We start from the raw sequence: 16,482 nt of genomic DNA on the forward strand, positions 1-16,482 counted from the left end.
ATTCAGTGGATGAAATCTCATAATGCCGATACTTTTAATTCATTTCAGAAAAAATTTCCAGTACTTTCAATGGCGATTGGTATATAATCAACTTGAAACATGGTTTAAAAGACGTTAATTTAGTAACCAGTTAAGTGACTATTTTTATTTATGCTGATGAACATTTTTGATTAGTCACATAACCGGTCGTTTTTGTGACTATAAAATTAAAAAAGAGGAGTAATTATTTTGACTAATAATTTGGTACGACCAGAAGATATTTTACCGAATGGGGTTGATAGTACATTCATCAATGGAAAAATGGTAAGGAAAGGTACAATTGCTGCTTTTTTAGCAAACGTAGATCTTTTAGAAAAGGAAAATGCTACGGAGCAACAAAGGCGAGAAGCAATTAATATAATGAAAGAACTTGCACCAGCAGTCATTTCTATAGGATTGCATAAACACGTTGTATTTAAAAACAACCAAGTTGAACAAATTCTTGTTAATACTGAAATAATTGCTTGCAATCGCGATTAAGGATAAAAATGCTCATTGGATATGTGCGTGTTTCAAAAACAGATGGATCGCAATCAACAGATTTACAACGTGATGCTTTAGTGGCAGAAGGCGTCAAGGAAGAGTCCATTTATCAAGATCATGCTTCTGGAAAGCAAGACGATCGTTCAGGTCTGCAAAATTGTCTGAAAGCATTACGAGAAGGCGATACATTAATTGTATGGAAATTAGATCGTTTAGGACGAAATCTTCACCATCTAGTTAATACTGTCCATGATTTAACTGCAAAAAATATTGGATTAAAAGTACTGACTGGTCATGGGGCAGCAATTGATACAACAACCGCTGCTGGTAAATTGGTCTTTGGTATTTTTGCAGCACTTTCTGAATTTGAACGTGAAATGATTAAAGAACGAACGATTGCTGGTATGGCTTCAGCACGTGCGCGTGGACGAAAAGGTGGGCGCCCTTATAAAATGACTCCAGCAAAGCTTAGACTTGCAATGGCTTCTTTAGGTAAACTTGAAACTAAAATTGGTCCGTTATGCGAAGAACTTGGTATTACCAAGCAGACATTGTATCGGCACGTGGCTCCAACTGGCGAATTACGAGAAGATGGAAAGAAACTATTGGGATTGCCATGATCCGAATTTTATTTGAATTGGATAATTTTAATTAATGATAATGCTTAGAGTAACTTTTCGTTCCAATGATTGTCACGTCCCAAAATAAAGTCTTAATTAAGAACAACTTGGCTTTTTTTAATCATCTATAAGGCACTGTCATGTATGGACCCAGCGCTGGATGCACACATGGCGATACCCTTTTGTTTAATAAAGTTGCCTCAATTAAAACTTAAAAAAATTATAATCCATAGTTCATCGCACATTTACTTTTTATGACAGAAAAATATTTATTAAATCAATTTCATGCCGACTAAAATGGTAAGCTGCTGCTCGGAACCCCAACCTGATCTGATTAGGAGGTTGGGGGAAGATATCATTTTGAATTAGGTGCCAATGTACATTTGTCAGAAAATAACTCACTAAGATGGGTAAGTTCCATCATTTTCAAATTGGCATTGATTAGTTGTTTTAGATTAACATCATTATTATAAACACCATTCTTTAATAAAGAAGTATCAGGATGGTCACCATCCTTTAATACTTTAAGTGCGGATTGCAGAAGAGTAGCGGCCATCTTTCTTGCTCCCTTACTGTAGTCTCGATAATTAAAAAATGAGATCTCGGCTTCCTTGTCTAAAGCACTTAGATATTCTTCCAGCGCGTTAATGAATTTGGTTAAATTCTCAAGAGAAACTTCGGTGTTATCTGGTATGATAATGACTGATTCATCCGCCACCTTTTGGTCATCTTGAGCTGTATGTAGTTCTTCCGGATTTGTCCTTGTTGTAGCGGTTACTTGAGTGGAAGGCATATCAGATTCTTGCTGATCCATGTTCGATAAAATCCTTTCTTCCTGCTTAACAGAAATAGGAGGCCCTGTGTCTAATAATAGCCAGGAGGATCCCATTAAATCCCTTTCTTCTAATTTTTCCCAATCATTGAAACTTAAATCAATACTGGGTACTTTAAATTGGCCAAACTGAAATATAGATTCCAACACGTTTAGTTGTTCTGCTTTATTGGCGGCTAAAATTTCTTCCAGATCTTCTTCGTATTCTCCCAATAACAGATCCGCTTGTGCCAGTTCTTTTGATTTAAAAGGACCTACTGCTGTTTTAATCGGAACCTCTCTGTCTAATTCAGCTATTTGTAGACGTAAATCGTTAATTTCCTTTATGCAGTCATGAATGTAACTTGTTAAAGTGCCCGTCTTTTTCAAGGTATTTCTTTCTGCGAGAGATATCATAAATGCTTTTGTTGTTGTAATTGTATCTTTTATTTTTGCTACATACTCCGCTGTTGTTTCAGGGAGTAGTTCCTCAGCGGATTTTCCGTATGAAAATATAGTTTTCTCACCTTTGTCGAATAAGAAATCGACAGCCTCCTGGGCGATCATCATTCGTGGGGTCAGTGGTTTAGAGGTATAAGCTAAATCCAGGCGAATGGCTTCGGCGATATATTCCAGATCACTAACTGGGCACTCTCTACCTAGGTATTTTAAATAGGGGCTATCTACATCTTTTTGAATAAATAAACCTTGGTGCAAGACATCATCAAAGACAATTTCTGGCTCAATGTGAAGTTTCTCGCGAGCAAATCGTTCAATTTCACGTCGTACTTCATTATTAACGCGAGGATTAGTTGGATCAGCCAAATGGGCTAATTGTTTAATCAGCAATGTTCTGTATAAAACAAATTCTTTCGTATTGATAAAAGGTGTATCCAGGTTAGTGGAGTCTTCAATTTGGAGAGGTTTATTCAGTGAATAAAGAAAGTCCAGCGAATGATTTAAATAACTTTGAATATTGGCTGGATTAATTTTTGATTCGATGTGAGCACTGGGACTGTCAATTCGTAAACCAAGCATTGCACGATAATCGGCATCACCAATGAAGATGGATTCTTTATTTGGATCCTGAGTCAACGCATAGTTAAACCGCTGCGCGGTAACCAGCATTTGGTAATAGGGATGTGATTCATCCACCGCTGTTTCTGGAGTAACAATAGGCGCCAAGCTCCTAGCTTGCTCCAGATCATGGAGCAAACCACCAAGTCCCCCTGCGGTAACAGGGAGAGTGTAAAAATCAACCAACTCTTTAGGTAAGGTAGTTTGCCGAGTACCTTGTGGAACTGCAGCCACGATTTCCATAACTTGCTGTTTGATTTTTTCTACAAGCTCAAAACGTTTGATAAAATCTTTATTCTCAGAATATTTTAAATAAGCTTGAGTATGATCAATAAAATTTTTTAACTTGATCGGAAGCGCACCACGCTCTTTCAAGCGCATTTCTGCCAGCAGCAAATCCTGCATTTCTTTGGTTTGTTGATCACCATTTGTGATAATGCCTTTATGGTGTTCCGATAAATTGATTTCTACTTGTTTGCTATGACGGTAGCGTATGGCATATTCCCTAATCCAGGCAGTACTCGCACCCATGGCCACTTGCTGGCGGCCGCTATTGAAGATATCGAAATAGGCAGCAAACCCTCCCGAGGCGTGTTGAGTGCTATAGTCTTCTAATTGTTTCAAATCCTTACCCGTAGTGGGGACTACATCTTTAATCAGGCGTTTTAATCGAGCACTCTCATGGATAATATTTTCCCTTGCGTGTTGGAGAGAATCACGATTTTCTTTGTCGCGTTTGAATCGTAAGCCGTCAATATTATTGACAGCAAAGTAAGTCCCTACGGCGGCAAGACAGGTAATGACCAAGCCAATAGCCAGGATGCCTGAGCTGATAGGTGCGCCAACAATGAGTGAAGCCAACCCTAAGGCAATGCTACCTGCTATTAAGCCGCCTATACTGGCTATTATATAAGAGTGCTTAGCCATGAAACTGGGTTCAACCATTTGGGCTGTCAAGTAACGTAAGCATTGATTCATGAACTCAAGTTGCAATTGTTGAGTAAATCTTTCTCGCTCTTCAGGCTTGGCAAAATAATTTTTTAGCCAGCTAATAATTTTATATTCTTGTTTCTCATCTCGAATCTTTTGATCTTGGATGTCATAAATATCTACAAAGGCTTGATTGAATAACTTATTTAATTCATCTAAAAAATAGACTTCAATCGCGGCATTCAGAGTATCTTTATCACAATGTTGGCGATGGGTTAAGTGAGTCTCTTCAAAATCCTGACGCATATTTTTCTGGGCGTCATTTTCTAATCCTAACAAGAGGCATTCTCTATAGTGGAAGAGTTTGGTCAATTCTTTAGATAGCTCTTCATATTTTTTATCAGTGAACCCGGCTTTTTTCATTTCAGCATCGAATTCTTTGCGCGCATCGTCATCAGCTGCTCTTCCTGTGCTGGCTAACCATGCCTGATAGGCTAAATAACCAGCGCCCGCACCTAGGGCTGCACTAAAAACACCGCCAACGATATTACCAGTTCCTGCTAAAGGGTTGATAATATCAGTAGGAGCACTCACTTTTTGTGAATAATAGGCGGTGCCAGCTACACCGATACCTAAAAGTCCAGCTAAAACTCCATGACCAATTTTTGCTGTGGCGGAGGGTTGTTCTACTGCGTAATCCAGGTAGAAATTTTGGCTTTCATGGTAACTACCAATCAGCTCTACATACCGCTTAACTAATCTGGCCTGCTCTAGGTTTCCAGCCATTTCAAGATGAGTGACCATATTTTTTTCTAAGTTTTTTCTGTGATTTTCTTTAATAAGTTGAAAATATTGATCAATACTTAATTTTTTTGGCATTTGAGTTCTTTATAAAACAGGATTGATTTTTATTATAGCAATGCGAGATTAAGGATATATTATGTTCTTACAGATCGTGTTTTAATTTCCAGGGCAAGTGAGTGTACAATGGATTAATTCTTCGACAACGGGCATGGTTTTTATTAATACTGGAAGACACCATTATATAAATATAACTATTTTTATAATGGTCAGTGTGGCCAGGTAGGTTTTAAGGCATTGCTTTAATAACGGGACTTGACACGTTCTCCTGAATGAGGCATTTGAACTCTTGGTACCACCTTCAGGAGAGCTTTCGCCGACGAATCTACCATTCCCTATTGCAATCCTGGTCGAACATTACTTGGTGTCGTTGAGGTTATTACTAACTCATCGGGTATTTCTTTAATATCTCCTAATCGATCTTGAATAATCGCATTGAGATTGTCTTCATTACTCAATGTATTATTGTTGTATTGCATCAGTTGCTCAACAACATCAGGACGGGCTTCGGCAAGAATATCGCTAATATGTACCAGGACATCAGTTTTAGTAACTAATGTTTCAAATCGTTTCATCAGTTGCTCGGTAGGAGTTAGCTCATGCTCTTTTTGATGAAGTGCTTTCCATTTTTCTGAGCCAGAACTTGGCTCAGAGACGGTTTTCACTATTGAGCAAAGTTCTATACCCGTATCGTCAACCTTGGACTTAGCACTGGTACGGCTTGCGTAGCCATCACGAACATAAAGAGCATCGACTTTTTCCTTAAAGACTTGCAGAGTTCTTGGGTGAATGCTAATAGTCTCAGTCTCATTTAGCATCACGTGCAGCCCCAAAATTTTACGTATGTGCCCTGCTTGCTCTGTCGTTTTCGCTTCCAGTCGTATTGATAACCGGCCATCATCTTCCCATTTAATCGCAAATCCAGCTTTTGGTGTTTCAGGCGTATTATCACTATTTATCATTGCCAAAACACGTTTTAATACAGTTGCTTTGTATGTAGGATGGAATAATTCTTTTTGTACCTTTTCATTGTATTTTTGATCAGCAATGACCATTAATTTACTTAGTTGATCTTGAGTCAGCGCGTAACTCACTCCTCCTTTAGATACGCTAGGGTGAACTAAGCCAAATTCCTTTTCTATTGTCTTTGCAATGAACTTATTGGTAGTACTCAAGGTATAAGTACCATTGTCTTCATGTTTCAATTGAAAAGGAATACGCTTATCTTGCGGTTCAAAACGTAGCCTATTTAGGAACACTTCGCCATCTGCAGACATAATTGACGTAGGTGAACAAAATTTTTCCAGGTTATCGAGTAAATCAAGCTCTTGTCGAGTTAGCGGTATACGTTGCGCAAAGGTTTTTAATATCCGAGAATTATTGGTATAGGCTTGTGATGCCATTTTATCAATAAATTTTATGTATCCTGAAAGCTCTTCATAAGGCATGCCACTTTTTACCGCCATCTCCATAATATCCGTTTTGATTTTGTAAAAATACAAATCAAAATTTGATAATTTTCCTGAACCGACAGCCATTACATGAGCTTCGAGTAAAGCCATGGTTTTTGGATTACTGCAATTATGTCTAATAAGATCTAATTGTCTTAATAAAGATTTTGGAGTGGGCGTACTTTCTTGAATACGATGTAACTCTTGTCTTAAACCAGGATTGCTTTTAATCACTTCTTCATCAGGATTTTCGCCCGTGATCATTTTTCTTAATAAGTGCAAACCAACCATACGTTCAGATAAGGGCGTATCATAAAACACGCTATAGTTTCGGTACATCATGTGCCGTGCAAGACCGACTGCGGTTTCTCTTCTAAGAAATGCGGGTGCTTTAGCGTAAAAATCATCAAATGAAAAATCATCGTTCAAACTATCGCAGACCCCATCACCTTCATACGGCTTACCGTAGTCAAAGCCATAGAATGCGCCATCAGCAAAGCCTTTATTCTGGGCATTTTTACCGATACCATCACGGTCTCCAATGGCAACACCAAAAATTAAATTTTTCGCCAAGCCAGGAATGAGCATGGATTGTTTCAGAGGAGCATCTTTATTTTCAACTAATACCCCACGATAATCAGGTTCTTTTCCATTACAAAGAAAATCAGTAAGTTCACGTAAACCATTTTTCCAACCGCAAGCTAATAAGGCATGTGCCCCACCGTCTTTATTATTTACCCAAGCAAGTTCTTGCTTTTGGTTTTGCTCACTAAAAATACCGGCTAAGCGCGTACCTACGAATTCTCTGATTGCTTCTTTATTAGCTTTGATTCGCTCTTTTTGGCCTTCGGCATAATCAAGCTTGTACATCCACGCCTGTAAGTTATGATTACTTGCGACTGCCTTTTTGATTTCTTCACAAAGCCACTGAACACCAGGATTAAGTTTCGTGCTTTCAGCGTATGGTTTGGGTGTATGAGTATTAATATAAACAGAAAAAATTTCCTGTTTACGTTTTAGATCCTCGACATTATCAAGAGCTGCCCCTAATTTATGGAGGTGATGTGGGTCGTTCTCAGAAGGAACTTTGGATAAAATTTTACTTAACTCTTTAAAAAATGTTTTATTTAAATCAATGGCTCTAAATCCTGGCTCAACACCAGAGGGTTTTTGGCCATAACAAAACTGAGTGAGACCAAACATGGTACCAAGACGTGCGTCCTTTTCACGCTCGCGTAATGCAGTTTGATTCAGACGCGCCCCTTTTTTATCTATTGAGCCTTCCGAAGGTGTTACTCTAGTCTCAACGGGTTTAGTCGTTCTTACTGTTGGCGCGCTATGAGATACGCCTATATCGGTTGTTTTCTTTTTAACTGGGGGCAATAAAGACTCCGTCTCGTTTCTTTCCAATTTAATTCCTGCCTGGTTATCTAGCATACGACTCATTAATCCATCTTTTTTAAATCGATAAAGAGGATCTTTATCTAATACTACTCCCATTTGCTTGTCACAAAATTCTTTAATGTAATCAGCTAATACACTATTGGAACCACGAAATGAGTTTAGAATTTTTGAGTATTCAGTCCCCATCACATTGAGAATCGCAAATAGTTTTTCGTCAGAAGATAAATCATTATTCGTTATTACCTCATTTAACTCACGCTTTAGCTCTTTAAGAGCGGTTACTCTGCTGGTAGAAACACGTATTGTGCTCAGCATGATACTTATTTTTCTATAATCTTCCGCAAAATTCTCTGATGCCCCAAGGCGAGCTACGCCATGACGTCCTCCGAGCAACTCTCGATAATGCTGAGCAAATTTACTGTCGAGCTGGAGGTATTTTTCGCTCGTTGAGGTAAACATTGATGGATCCAGTGCCATGTCTTCGGCATATTGACGGTCAATATCTACCCCATCTAATAACTCATCATACACTACCTGACACAGAGCAGTAGAATTATTTGCCACACCGACAAGCCTTTGCCAAGGAACTCCTTGGGTTACATTTCCTGTAACAGGAAATCCTGGAGCCGTAATTAACCCTCTTAATGCACGATAGCCACAACTCCAGCCATCTTTTTGTAACCCATTGGAGTTTGTATTCACTGTTTGTGTTGCATACGTGCTAAAAGCATTGTATGCGCCATCCGAATAATTAATAGCAGCGGTCAGAATGTCGCCTTCTGGGCCTCTAAGAGGCATTGAGTCTTGATAATTAATGGTAACGGAGTTGGTTGTGGGGTTTACCGAAACCATTGCATAAGTCCAATGTGAACCTTGGCTACGCGTAGAGCCACTCCCACAGTTGATTAATAAAGGGATAGTATAGGGGGCTGTGCTACCATCATGCTTGACTCGTTCAAAGTGCAAGATCATACCGATGTCCTCAGCATTTAAGCGTGTAATATGAGTTCGGTCTTTGACACCTAATTTAATTAGCATGCGCTCTAAATCAACTTCACCAAGCCATTCTTCTTCTCCCAACTCTCCATTTAACAATTTTTCTACAATACCTAAATTACTGTTCTGAGCATGCAAATCGCGTAAGGAACGACTTTCTAAATGTTGATTGAGTTCCAAGCTCCAAAGAACAGCATCTTTTTCATTAAACTCTCTAGCTACTGGTGGGATATCATCACTTAAAGGAGCTACATCCTCTAATATGTCCTGTAGCATCAAGAATTGTGCTTTATGATCTTCGCGCGTTCCTTCATTACTGCTGCCTATCGCTGCGAGTTTTAAGTTGTCATTAGCTAATCGGTCAAAAAAAGTAAGTGCTTTTGCTAACGGAGCATAGTTATCCATCGTGTCTAGCCAAGCAGGACTAAATCCTTCCTTGAATCGTGCTCTTAGATAAAGTTCGATAATACGGCGAGTTTTTTCTTCATCTAATGTGCTTACCGCTTCGCTTGTAGATAACATATCATTGTCCTCTTTATGATTAATGACAAAAATACGAAGCCGTATTAAATCTGCTTCTTACCAAACTACTATATGCTTCTTAAATTAAGGAACCATTAAAAGCGGATGTAAAAGAATTGAAAAGTTTAAATCCTTTAAATAATTTAAGTTGGCATTTATATACCCACATTGCTTAATTTAAAGTATAGTACGTTAATCCTGCGATAAGAATTTCGGTATTTTTTAATACATTTTCTTATCTTGGAATAGTAGAATGTTATAATTTCAACCAATAACTTAATTTAAGGCCAATTTTATGGGAGCTCCAGAAAAGGACGACAAATTATTACCCTACACGTTGTTTCCTGTAAAACATTCTAAGGGTACGATTTCATACTATTGTTGTGATTTCAGTGAGGAACTAGGCCATCAAGTTTATAAGGGTTATTCCTGTACCTTGATACAGCCAGGCTCGTCAGGTGTGACACCAACACGAATGGAAAAAGAAAAACTAGAGATTAATACACAAAAGCCCGTAGCAATCAAAGTCTATGATGGAGAGCAGCAACCGTCCCCCTATCAATATTATGCTTCTGAAATTGCCGTTTTAACTATTGAAGCTCGCGATGTACTCATTATGGATTACATCGAAGGATTCCATATTGCTCCAGAATTGAATGAGAATTCCCCAATAAAACAATTGACCTTTTTTCAAGCAGTGGATCTTGCATGGCAATTAATCCTGGGCCTTAATCATCTGCACTATAATAACATCAGTGGTGTGCCCATCGTGCATGGCGACATTACGGGCAATAATGTCAAAATAAAAGTCAATGAACAGGTAGTCGATGATAGAAAAATACGTAAGATGGATGCCTTATATATCGATTTGGATTTTGCTAAACGGATAACGGATACGTATCAAGCTCCTCAGGGAACTCATGAGCATTTAGCACTGGAGGTCCTTGATGGTGTATACTCTGAAGCCAGTGATTTTTTTGCATTAAGCCCCTTATTGTTGAGCCTTTTTGGTGCTCATAATCCCTTCAGAGATATTATTGACTTCAGAAACTGTCATGAGTCTATGGAGACAATGGAATTAATAAAAAAATTTCGTGATATTCCTTTTTGTACGGAAGGCTTATTTTCTCATTTTGATAAGAAACCGGAGCTTGGTGTCCTTGCTTTGCTGGAACGTTTTATTATGCAAATGGGCGCTAAGGAGTATAAAAATCGTCCTTTATCGGACGCTATTCTTGAGTTTTTTACGGCATTAAGGCAATTATGTTTAATTAATTCAGCAGATAAAGAGCGTGATTTTTATTTATTACGTTTAGACATTGCGGCCCAAAACGAGAATTGGCTTACAACGCCGCAGTACTTCCAAAGGTTTTTAAACTTGGATTACAATATACAAGATCGACTCATTGGATTAATGAACTCGAGTCTCAGTCTTTTATTGTATCGACGTGTTCAAGAGCATAATGCAGCACCCGAATTGATTGAGCGGTTGAGGAATAGTCTTGCTGAGCATTTAAGTGAAAAAAGCCGTTTATTACAACCTCCCTCTCGTCTTAAATCAATATTCTTCTCTTCGGTTACTCAAGGCGAAATTCAATGGTTGCTTCATTGTTATAAGCATAATGAGTTTGATGTGTTTAATGCACCGGCGAATGAAAAATTAAAATCTAAACTCGTACAGTGCAGGGAACTGAGTATCGCACCTTTTATTTCGGCTTTAGTTGAGGGAATAAAGCGACCGTCAGAACCCACGTTAATTATGCCGTAGCCAGGGTTTTATTTTTCTTACCAAATACTGCGGCTTGAGTACTGAATAGGTGAAAAATTTTGCAAACAGAGGCTATTCAAGAAAAAAACCGTACTAATTTTATGCCATAATGGTAGAGAAGAAGGAACCCAATAATCAACGAAAAGGATGTCATTCACCATGGCTGAAAAACTGATTGATTTAGCACTACAAGGTGGTGGAGCTCATGGTGCGTTTACCTGGGGCGTATTAGATCGTTTACTTGAAGAAAAAAACCTGCGAATCGATGGCATTTCAGGTACCTCCGCGGGTGCAATGAATGCAGTCGTTCTTACGGATGGGTACACTAAAGGTGGTTCACAAGGAGCACGTGAAGCACTAGAGGCTTTTTGGAAACGGGTCTCTGATGCTGCTCGTTTTAGTCTCTTACAACGAGGGCCTCTTGATGTGATGTTGGGGAAATGGTCCCTTGATTACTCTCCTTTTTTTATCACCATGGATATTCTCTCCAGAGTGTTTTCTCCCTATGATCTTAACCCATTAGGAATTAACCCACTGTGCGATATTTTAACTGAATCCATTGATTTTAAACGACTACCCCAAAGCTCAATTAAATTATTTATTACGGCGACTAATGTAAGTACCGGCAGAGGAAAAGTCTTTCGCAATAACGAAATTACTCCAGAAGTCCTTCTTGCATCAGCCTGCCTCCCTATCATTTTCAAAGCGGTCGAAATCAAAGGTGAGCACTACTGGGATGGTGGCTATTCAGGAAATCCAACGATTACACCGCTTATACGTGAATGCAAATCACAAGATACCATTTTGGTACAAATAAACCCCGTAACGCGGCCTGATTTTCCTCAATCAGCAAGAGAGATACTCAATCGTCTTAACGAAGTTTCATTCAATGCGGTATTACTGAAGGAACTTCGCATGATTGCCCTATTACGAAAATTAGCAATTCCTGAAGATTGCGAAGGAGGAAGATGGGCTGGTATGCGGATACACCGTGTGAGCACTGACATTATGGTTGATCTCGGTTATTCGTCCAAGCTTAATGCGGAATGGGAATTTTTGCTCATGTTGCGAGATGAAGGACGTCGTTCGGCCGAAGAGTTTCTTAAAAACCATGCCACAGACATTGGTAAGCGCTCCTCATTCGATCTCGATGAGTTACTTGAAGGAGTCTAGCTCATGGGCATACTCGGGATTTTAGTCGCGCTCACACTGATTATCGTTTTTGGTTCAAGCATATTTCTTCTTGCTCCAGGAGCCGAATTGGTCGCAGCGTTAATTTCTATTGTGACACTCCTTGCCATATGCCAATCAACTCATCGTGAATATTATTTTTGCTGGGAGCTTGGTTTGGTTCATTTTGAATAATGTAAATGAAAATTTTTATCATATTAAAATTCAGCATAATCAATGAGGTTCTGAAAAGCTGGCGCAGGGATCGAATCTCGAGTCTTGCTGCAGCGCTGGCTTATTATACTTTATTTTCACTTGCCCCCCTTTTATTAATATGTATTTCAATAACCGGAACCTTATTTGGTGAAGAAGCTGCCCGAGGGCAAATATTTGGGCAGCTCAATTCTTTTTTAGGGGAACAGGCATCTCTACAGGTCCAAGACATGATTCAAAATGTTAATCAACCCTCTACTGCATTAATAGCGCGGATTTTCGGTATCTTCCTTTTACTATTAAATGCATCACGAGCTTTTAGCGCAATTCAAGAAGGATTAAATAAGGTTTTTTATGTCAGGACGATTTTTTAAAATAAATTTAGCACTTATTTTGGTTTTTATGGTGCTTTACCTGCTATTACTTCCATTCATTCATTACCCATGGACCACATTGCTCAAACCAATTCCCATCCTCCTTGAATGTTGACAAAAAGAACCAAACTGATCAATAATCCAGCAGTTTATTTTTTAGACATAAGGATTATCATGCAGTTAAGACAAATGACAAGCAGATTAATACAAGCCTCGATTCTTGCATTATCAATGACGAGTACGGTTTTCGCTGGAGATGTTACTGTCGTCGGTTCAATAAAACAAACATTAAAACAATCTAATTCCACTCTTTCTGCTCAATATGGTGTTAATAAAAATTCCAATGAAAAAGTAATACAATTATTGCGCGTTGAGCTTTCTGATGAAGCCAAAAACAATTTAATTAACCACGCGCACGTTCTAGCTCACCCCAAAACCACGCTAAAAGCGGATATATCAGCATTTCCTGCTGGTATTCAATTAGGTATGAGTAATGTACCTGTACTGGATCAAGGAATTCATGGAACCTGTGTTACTTTTGCTGTAACAGGGGCTCTTGATGCGGCCCTTGCTAAAGGAGACTACGTCAGCCAAGTGTGTAATTTACAATTAGGAAATTACTTGGAAAATTTGGGTTATGGCTCCAGCGGCTGGAATGGCAGCAATGCAGAACAAGTACTTAATCAAATTCAACAATATGGAATTGTTAATAAGCAAAAGGAACGCACCATAGGTTGTGGTGGTTACAAACAATATCCTACCTATTTGCCTCATAATCCTGCCTTAACTATGGAGCCTGCACAATATATCGCAATGCGCGAATTAGTTTTTGGCACTCGAGTAAACTGGTTTAATGTATTACAGGAAAATAATCCCGAGCTTACTTTAAACGAGGTAAAACAAGCATTAAATATAGGCGAGCGATTAGTTTTTGGCGTGCTCTTACCACGTACCGATCTCGGTTTAGCTGGTGCCTTAGCGAAGCATAAAGCCACTCACCTCCAAGACACCTGGGTTCTAACTCCAGAAATAATCTCGAGCTTGGATAGCATTGAAGCAGGCCATGAAATGATTATTACAGGCTATGACGACAAGGCTGTAGCTATTGACAATAACGGGCAAAGGCATCAAGGATTATTAAAGATACGTAATTCATGGGGTCGTTTCGTCGGAGATGCTGGTGAATTCTATATGTCTTACGATTATTTCAAATTACTCGCCATAGAGGTTTCACGAATCTCCCCTGCTCACTAATCTTCTAAGTGAAAGGCGCTAAGCCTTTCACTCTCTTCCAGCACAATATGATACACTAAGCATTACTCTTAATTAGTTGAACAAGAAAAAATGTATATCAAACAGACTGTAGAATGGATTCAATCCATGGTTATTGGGCTTAATTTGTGTCCCTTCGCAAAACGTGAGATGAATAATAATGCTGCTCGCATCGAAGCCAGCTCTGCTACGCTCATTGACGACGCCCTTGCTGATTTCATGATGGAAGTGGAGTTCTTACAGGAAAACCCGACAATCGGCACCACTGTTCTTATTTACCCACACATCCTAAGTGATTTTTTTGAGTATTTAGATTTTGTGGATTTAGCTAATGATTTATTAGCTAAATCCAGATACGAAGGCATCTACCAGATCGCAACTTTTCACCCGGACTATTGTTTTCAAGGCGTGAAAGCAGATGATGTTACCAACTATACCAACCGTTCCCCATATCCCATGCTGCATCTTCTACGAGAAGAAATGCTGGATCAGGCTATTGCCTATTATGGTGATACCGATGTTATTCCTGAAAATAATATGCGCTGTTTACGGGAATTGGGGTTAGTTGAGGTAAAAAAGCGTTTGGAACACTGTATGAAATAAATAATAGAGATTCAAATGAAGCGAACAAAACGTCAACTGACAGGTTTATGGTTTCTTTCTGGTACTCTTATTTCCGTATTGCTCGAATTTATTCGACTTTATGAGCCAAGCTCTAGCGTTTTTAGCATCATAATAGGCTTAATTTCAGGTGCTGCAGCGTCCTACTAGAGGTTCGGCCGGGGGACCGTTTCCTGTTTATTTTTAATTCAGCTTAAATTCAACTCTCAATTTTTCTCTATCTCCCGTCAAAAGGAATAAGCCAAATCGATTAAGATGGCCTGTGTGATACGGCGATAAACTATTGAGCATTTCAGGGCTAATTTCATAACCTTCAGTTTTCATATCATTAATCACGTTAGTCATATTAGCTACAACATGCAGAATAACAGCATTAGCGGCCAAACGACCAAAATTAATAATCTTCTTTTGGATCCCCTGTAGATTATCTTCAATAGCTCCATCATGCCCAAATGCAACCCAATCAATGAAGTTATTAAACTCTTCACTTTTACATGTGGCGGCATGAATAATTCGTCGTAATTCAATATCATTGATGTAATTGAGCAAGAATATTGTTCGAATTACTCGTCCTAATTCACGAAATGCCTGAAAAATCTTATTCTTACGGCTTTGCGTGCACAGTTTGCGCAAAATGGTTGATGCTTTAATTTTACCATTTTGAATGGACATCACTACCCGCAACATATCGTAGTAATGCGCCTCAATCAACACCCCATCGATTTTATCATTAGTAAATAAGCTATCAATATGTTTAAACAAGACACCTGATGCAGTAACAGGTCTGTAATATTTTAGATGTTTAAAATTGCGAATTCTTGGCATCAATTTAATTGCGAGCAAATAAGCAAACGCAAACACTACCTCACTTTGAGCCCCTGTGTCCCCATGGATTGTTTTGGGCTGAATATCAGATTCGTTATCAATAACGCCATCAAAAATATAAGTCGCCTCATAGACACCGCAAGGGATAAAATTGCTAAATAGGGCAATGTATTGGTCAGAAACGTGGTAATAACCAATGCCACCATACTGTCCATAGCGAATATGGTGCTCTGCCAGTAGATTATTGGTATACATATTCCAATATGTACCATCAACAGAGCTGCTATCGCCAGTTCCCCATGACTTTGGCAATTCGAATTGATTATTGATATTAATCAACTTCTCTGTTGCTTTACTTAGCCGGTAATCAGTCACATGATGATTAAATACCCATGCAATTTGTTTACGACTGTATTGTTGTAAACAACGTTCTGTTTGAACAGGGCCAACATTACAGCCATAAGAAAAAGTAGTGGCAACAAAACGCATGCCATAGTCTTTGATTTTGGAATCATAGCCTGATAGTGGTTTAAAAAACTTGCTGATGGATAACCATTCTTCAATATCCCTAAAGACATCAACGATGTTTGAGAGGGGTAATCGTGTTGAAACTTCATCAACAAAAGCAGTAATGGCTTTATCCTCTTTTTTGGTCACTGTTCGTTTTAATACCGGCTCTCCATTTTCAATACTTAGGTACTCATTTGCCAAGAAACCACTATCTGTCTGAATCGCTGCTTCAAAATGCTGGTCTTGCAAATTTTTAATAAACTCAGAAGGCTTACTTGGTTGCTGAATTAAGCCACAATAATTATCAACGCCAGCATAAAATTCTTCCCTTGTCATTAGCTGTTTATTTGGGTCGTCATAATGATTAGCACTCTCCAAAAACATGTCCGCACAATGGATCTCATCTGCCAATGCATTAAATACAGCCATTTCAAAATATTTTTTATTGACCATCATGATGACGTGGTCAAGTAAAACGATACAACCCAGTTAAGCTACTTTTTTCAAAGCCATCTCCCTCAGTGCCTCATATTTA

Annotated in this window: 12 protein-coding genes; 9 read left to right on the forward strand and 3 right to left on the reverse strand. The window is 38.8% G+C overall.

Features of this window, described 5'->3' with window-relative positions; translation table 11 throughout:
* Positions 1 to 228 precede the first annotated feature (228 nt).
* The gene (locus ACQY7T_RS09335; RefSeq protein WP_428412911.1) at positions 229 to 519 is read left to right on the forward strand and encodes a hypothetical protein; all 291 of its coding nucleotides are present in this window, start codon (positions 229 to 231) and stop codon (positions 517 to 519) included.
* An 8-nt stretch (positions 520 to 527) separates the two neighbouring features.
* Complete coding sequence (locus ACQY7T_RS09340) at positions 528 to 1,142, forward strand: recombinase family protein (protein WP_428412913.1); 615 nt, start codon at positions 528 to 530, stop codon at positions 1,140 to 1,142.
* A 355-nt stretch (positions 1,143 to 1,497) separates the two neighbouring features.
* Here ACQY7T_RS09340 and ACQY7T_RS09345 read toward each other — a convergent pair whose 3' ends face one another.
* Complete coding sequence (locus ACQY7T_RS09345) at positions 1,498 to 4,839, reverse strand: hypothetical protein (protein ID WP_428412914.1); 3,342 nt, start codon at positions 4,837 to 4,839, stop codon at positions 1,498 to 1,500.
* Positions 4,840 to 5,156: 317 nt separating this feature from the next.
* Positions 5,157 to 9,194 (reverse strand): hypothetical protein, encoded by a 4,038-nt coding sequence (locus ACQY7T_RS09350; RefSeq protein WP_428412916.1) that lies wholly within the window; start codon positions 9,192 to 9,194, stop codon positions 5,157 to 5,159.
* A gap of 295 nt (positions 9,195 to 9,489) precedes the next feature.
* On the opposite strand from ACQY7T_RS09350, the gene ACQY7T_RS09355 reads away from it, so the two are divergent.
* The 7 genes from ACQY7T_RS09355 (at position 9,490) to ACQY7T_RS09385 (ending at position 14,762) form a co-directional block, all read left to right on the forward strand.
* On the forward strand, positions 9,490 to 10,962 hold the full coding sequence (locus ACQY7T_RS09355; RefSeq protein WP_428412918.1) for a protein kinase domain-containing protein: 1,473 nt from the start codon (positions 9,490 to 9,492) through the stop codon (positions 10,960 to 10,962).
* A 159-nt stretch (positions 10,963 to 11,121) separates the two neighbouring features.
* Positions 11,122 to 12,135, forward strand: a complete 1,014-nt coding sequence (locus ACQY7T_RS09360; RefSeq protein WP_428412919.1) for a patatin-like phospholipase family protein — start codon at positions 11,122 to 11,124, stop codon at positions 12,133 to 12,135.
* 3 nt (positions 12,136 to 12,138) lie between these two features.
* On the forward strand, positions 12,139 to 12,327 hold the full coding sequence (locus tag ACQY7T_RS09365) for a hypothetical protein (protein WP_428412920.1): 189 nt from the start codon (positions 12,139 to 12,141) through the stop codon (positions 12,325 to 12,327).
* A 5-nt stretch (positions 12,328 to 12,332) separates the two neighbouring features.
* Entirely contained in the window at positions 12,333 to 12,719 is a 387-nt protein-coding gene (locus ACQY7T_RS09370; RefSeq protein WP_428412922.1) for a YihY/virulence factor BrkB family protein, read from the forward strand.
* 174 nt (positions 12,720 to 12,893) lie between these two features.
* Positions 12,894 to 13,973 (forward strand): C1 family peptidase, encoded by a 1,080-nt coding sequence (locus ACQY7T_RS09375; RefSeq protein ID WP_428412924.1) that lies wholly within the window; start codon positions 12,894 to 12,896, stop codon positions 13,971 to 13,973.
* A 90-nt stretch (positions 13,974 to 14,063) separates the two neighbouring features.
* A complete protein-coding gene (locus tag ACQY7T_RS09380; RefSeq protein WP_428412926.1) occupies positions 14,064 to 14,594 on the forward strand; it encodes a DUF1415 domain-containing protein in 531 nt (176 codons plus the stop codon).
* 15 nt (positions 14,595 to 14,609) lie between these two features.
* A complete protein-coding gene (locus tag ACQY7T_RS09385) occupies positions 14,610 to 14,762 on the forward strand; it encodes a hypothetical protein (RefSeq protein WP_428412928.1) in 153 nt (50 codons plus the stop codon).
* A 33-nt stretch (positions 14,763 to 14,795) separates the two neighbouring features.
* On the opposite strand, the gene ACQY7T_RS09390 is transcribed toward ACQY7T_RS09385, so the two are convergent.
* Positions 14,796 to 16,403, reverse strand: a complete 1,608-nt coding sequence (locus tag ACQY7T_RS09390; RefSeq protein ID WP_428412930.1) for a transposase — start codon at positions 16,401 to 16,403, stop codon at positions 14,796 to 14,798.
* Positions 16,404 to 16,482 lie beyond the last annotated feature (79 nt).

It is taken from the genome of Legionella sp. (genome assembly GCF_965140895.1).
In the GTDB taxonomy this organism is placed as follows: Bacteria; Pseudomonadota; Gammaproteobacteria; order Legionellales; family Legionellaceae; genus Legionella.

What these genes read in the sequence shown, in the direction of transcription:
- ACQY7T_RS09370 (WP_428412922.1), top strand. Translation starts at nt 12,333, where the DNA reads ATGAAAATTTTTATCATATTAAAATTCAGCATAATCAATGAGGTTCTG.
- ACQY7T_RS09355 (WP_428412918.1), top strand. Translation starts at nt 9,490, where the DNA reads ATGGGAGCTCCAGAAAAGGACGACAAATTATTACCCTACACGTTGTTT.
- ACQY7T_RS09390 (WP_428412930.1), bottom strand. Translation starts at nt 16,403, where the DNA reads ATGATGGTCAATAAAAAATATTTTGAAATGGCTGTATTTAATGCATTG.
- ACQY7T_RS09350 (WP_428412916.1), bottom strand. Translation starts at nt 9,194, where the DNA reads ATGTTATCTACAAGCGAAGCGGTAAGCACATTAGATGAAGAAAAAACT.
- ACQY7T_RS09380 (WP_428412926.1), top strand. Translation starts at nt 14,064, where the DNA reads ATGTATATCAAACAGACTGTAGAATGGATTCAATCCATGGTTATTGGG.
- ACQY7T_RS09340 (WP_428412913.1), top strand. Translation starts at nt 528, where the DNA reads ATGCTCATTGGATATGTGCGTGTTTCAAAAACAGATGGATCGCAATCA.
- ACQY7T_RS09345 (WP_428412914.1), bottom strand. Translation starts at nt 4,839, where the DNA reads ATGCCAAAAAAATTAAGTATTGATCAATATTTTCAACTTATTAAAGAA.
- ACQY7T_RS09365 (WP_428412920.1), top strand. Translation starts at nt 12,139, where the DNA reads ATGGGCATACTCGGGATTTTAGTCGCGCTCACACTGATTATCGTTTTT.
- ACQY7T_RS09360 (WP_428412919.1), top strand. Translation starts at nt 11,122, where the DNA reads ATGGCTGAAAAACTGATTGATTTAGCACTACAAGGTGGTGGAGCTCAT.
- ACQY7T_RS09385 (WP_428412928.1), top strand. Translation starts at nt 14,610, where the DNA reads ATGAAGCGAACAAAACGTCAACTGACAGGTTTATGGTTTCTTTCTGGT.
- ACQY7T_RS09375 (WP_428412924.1), top strand. Translation starts at nt 12,894, where the DNA reads ATGCAGTTAAGACAAATGACAAGCAGATTAATACAAGCCTCGATTCTT.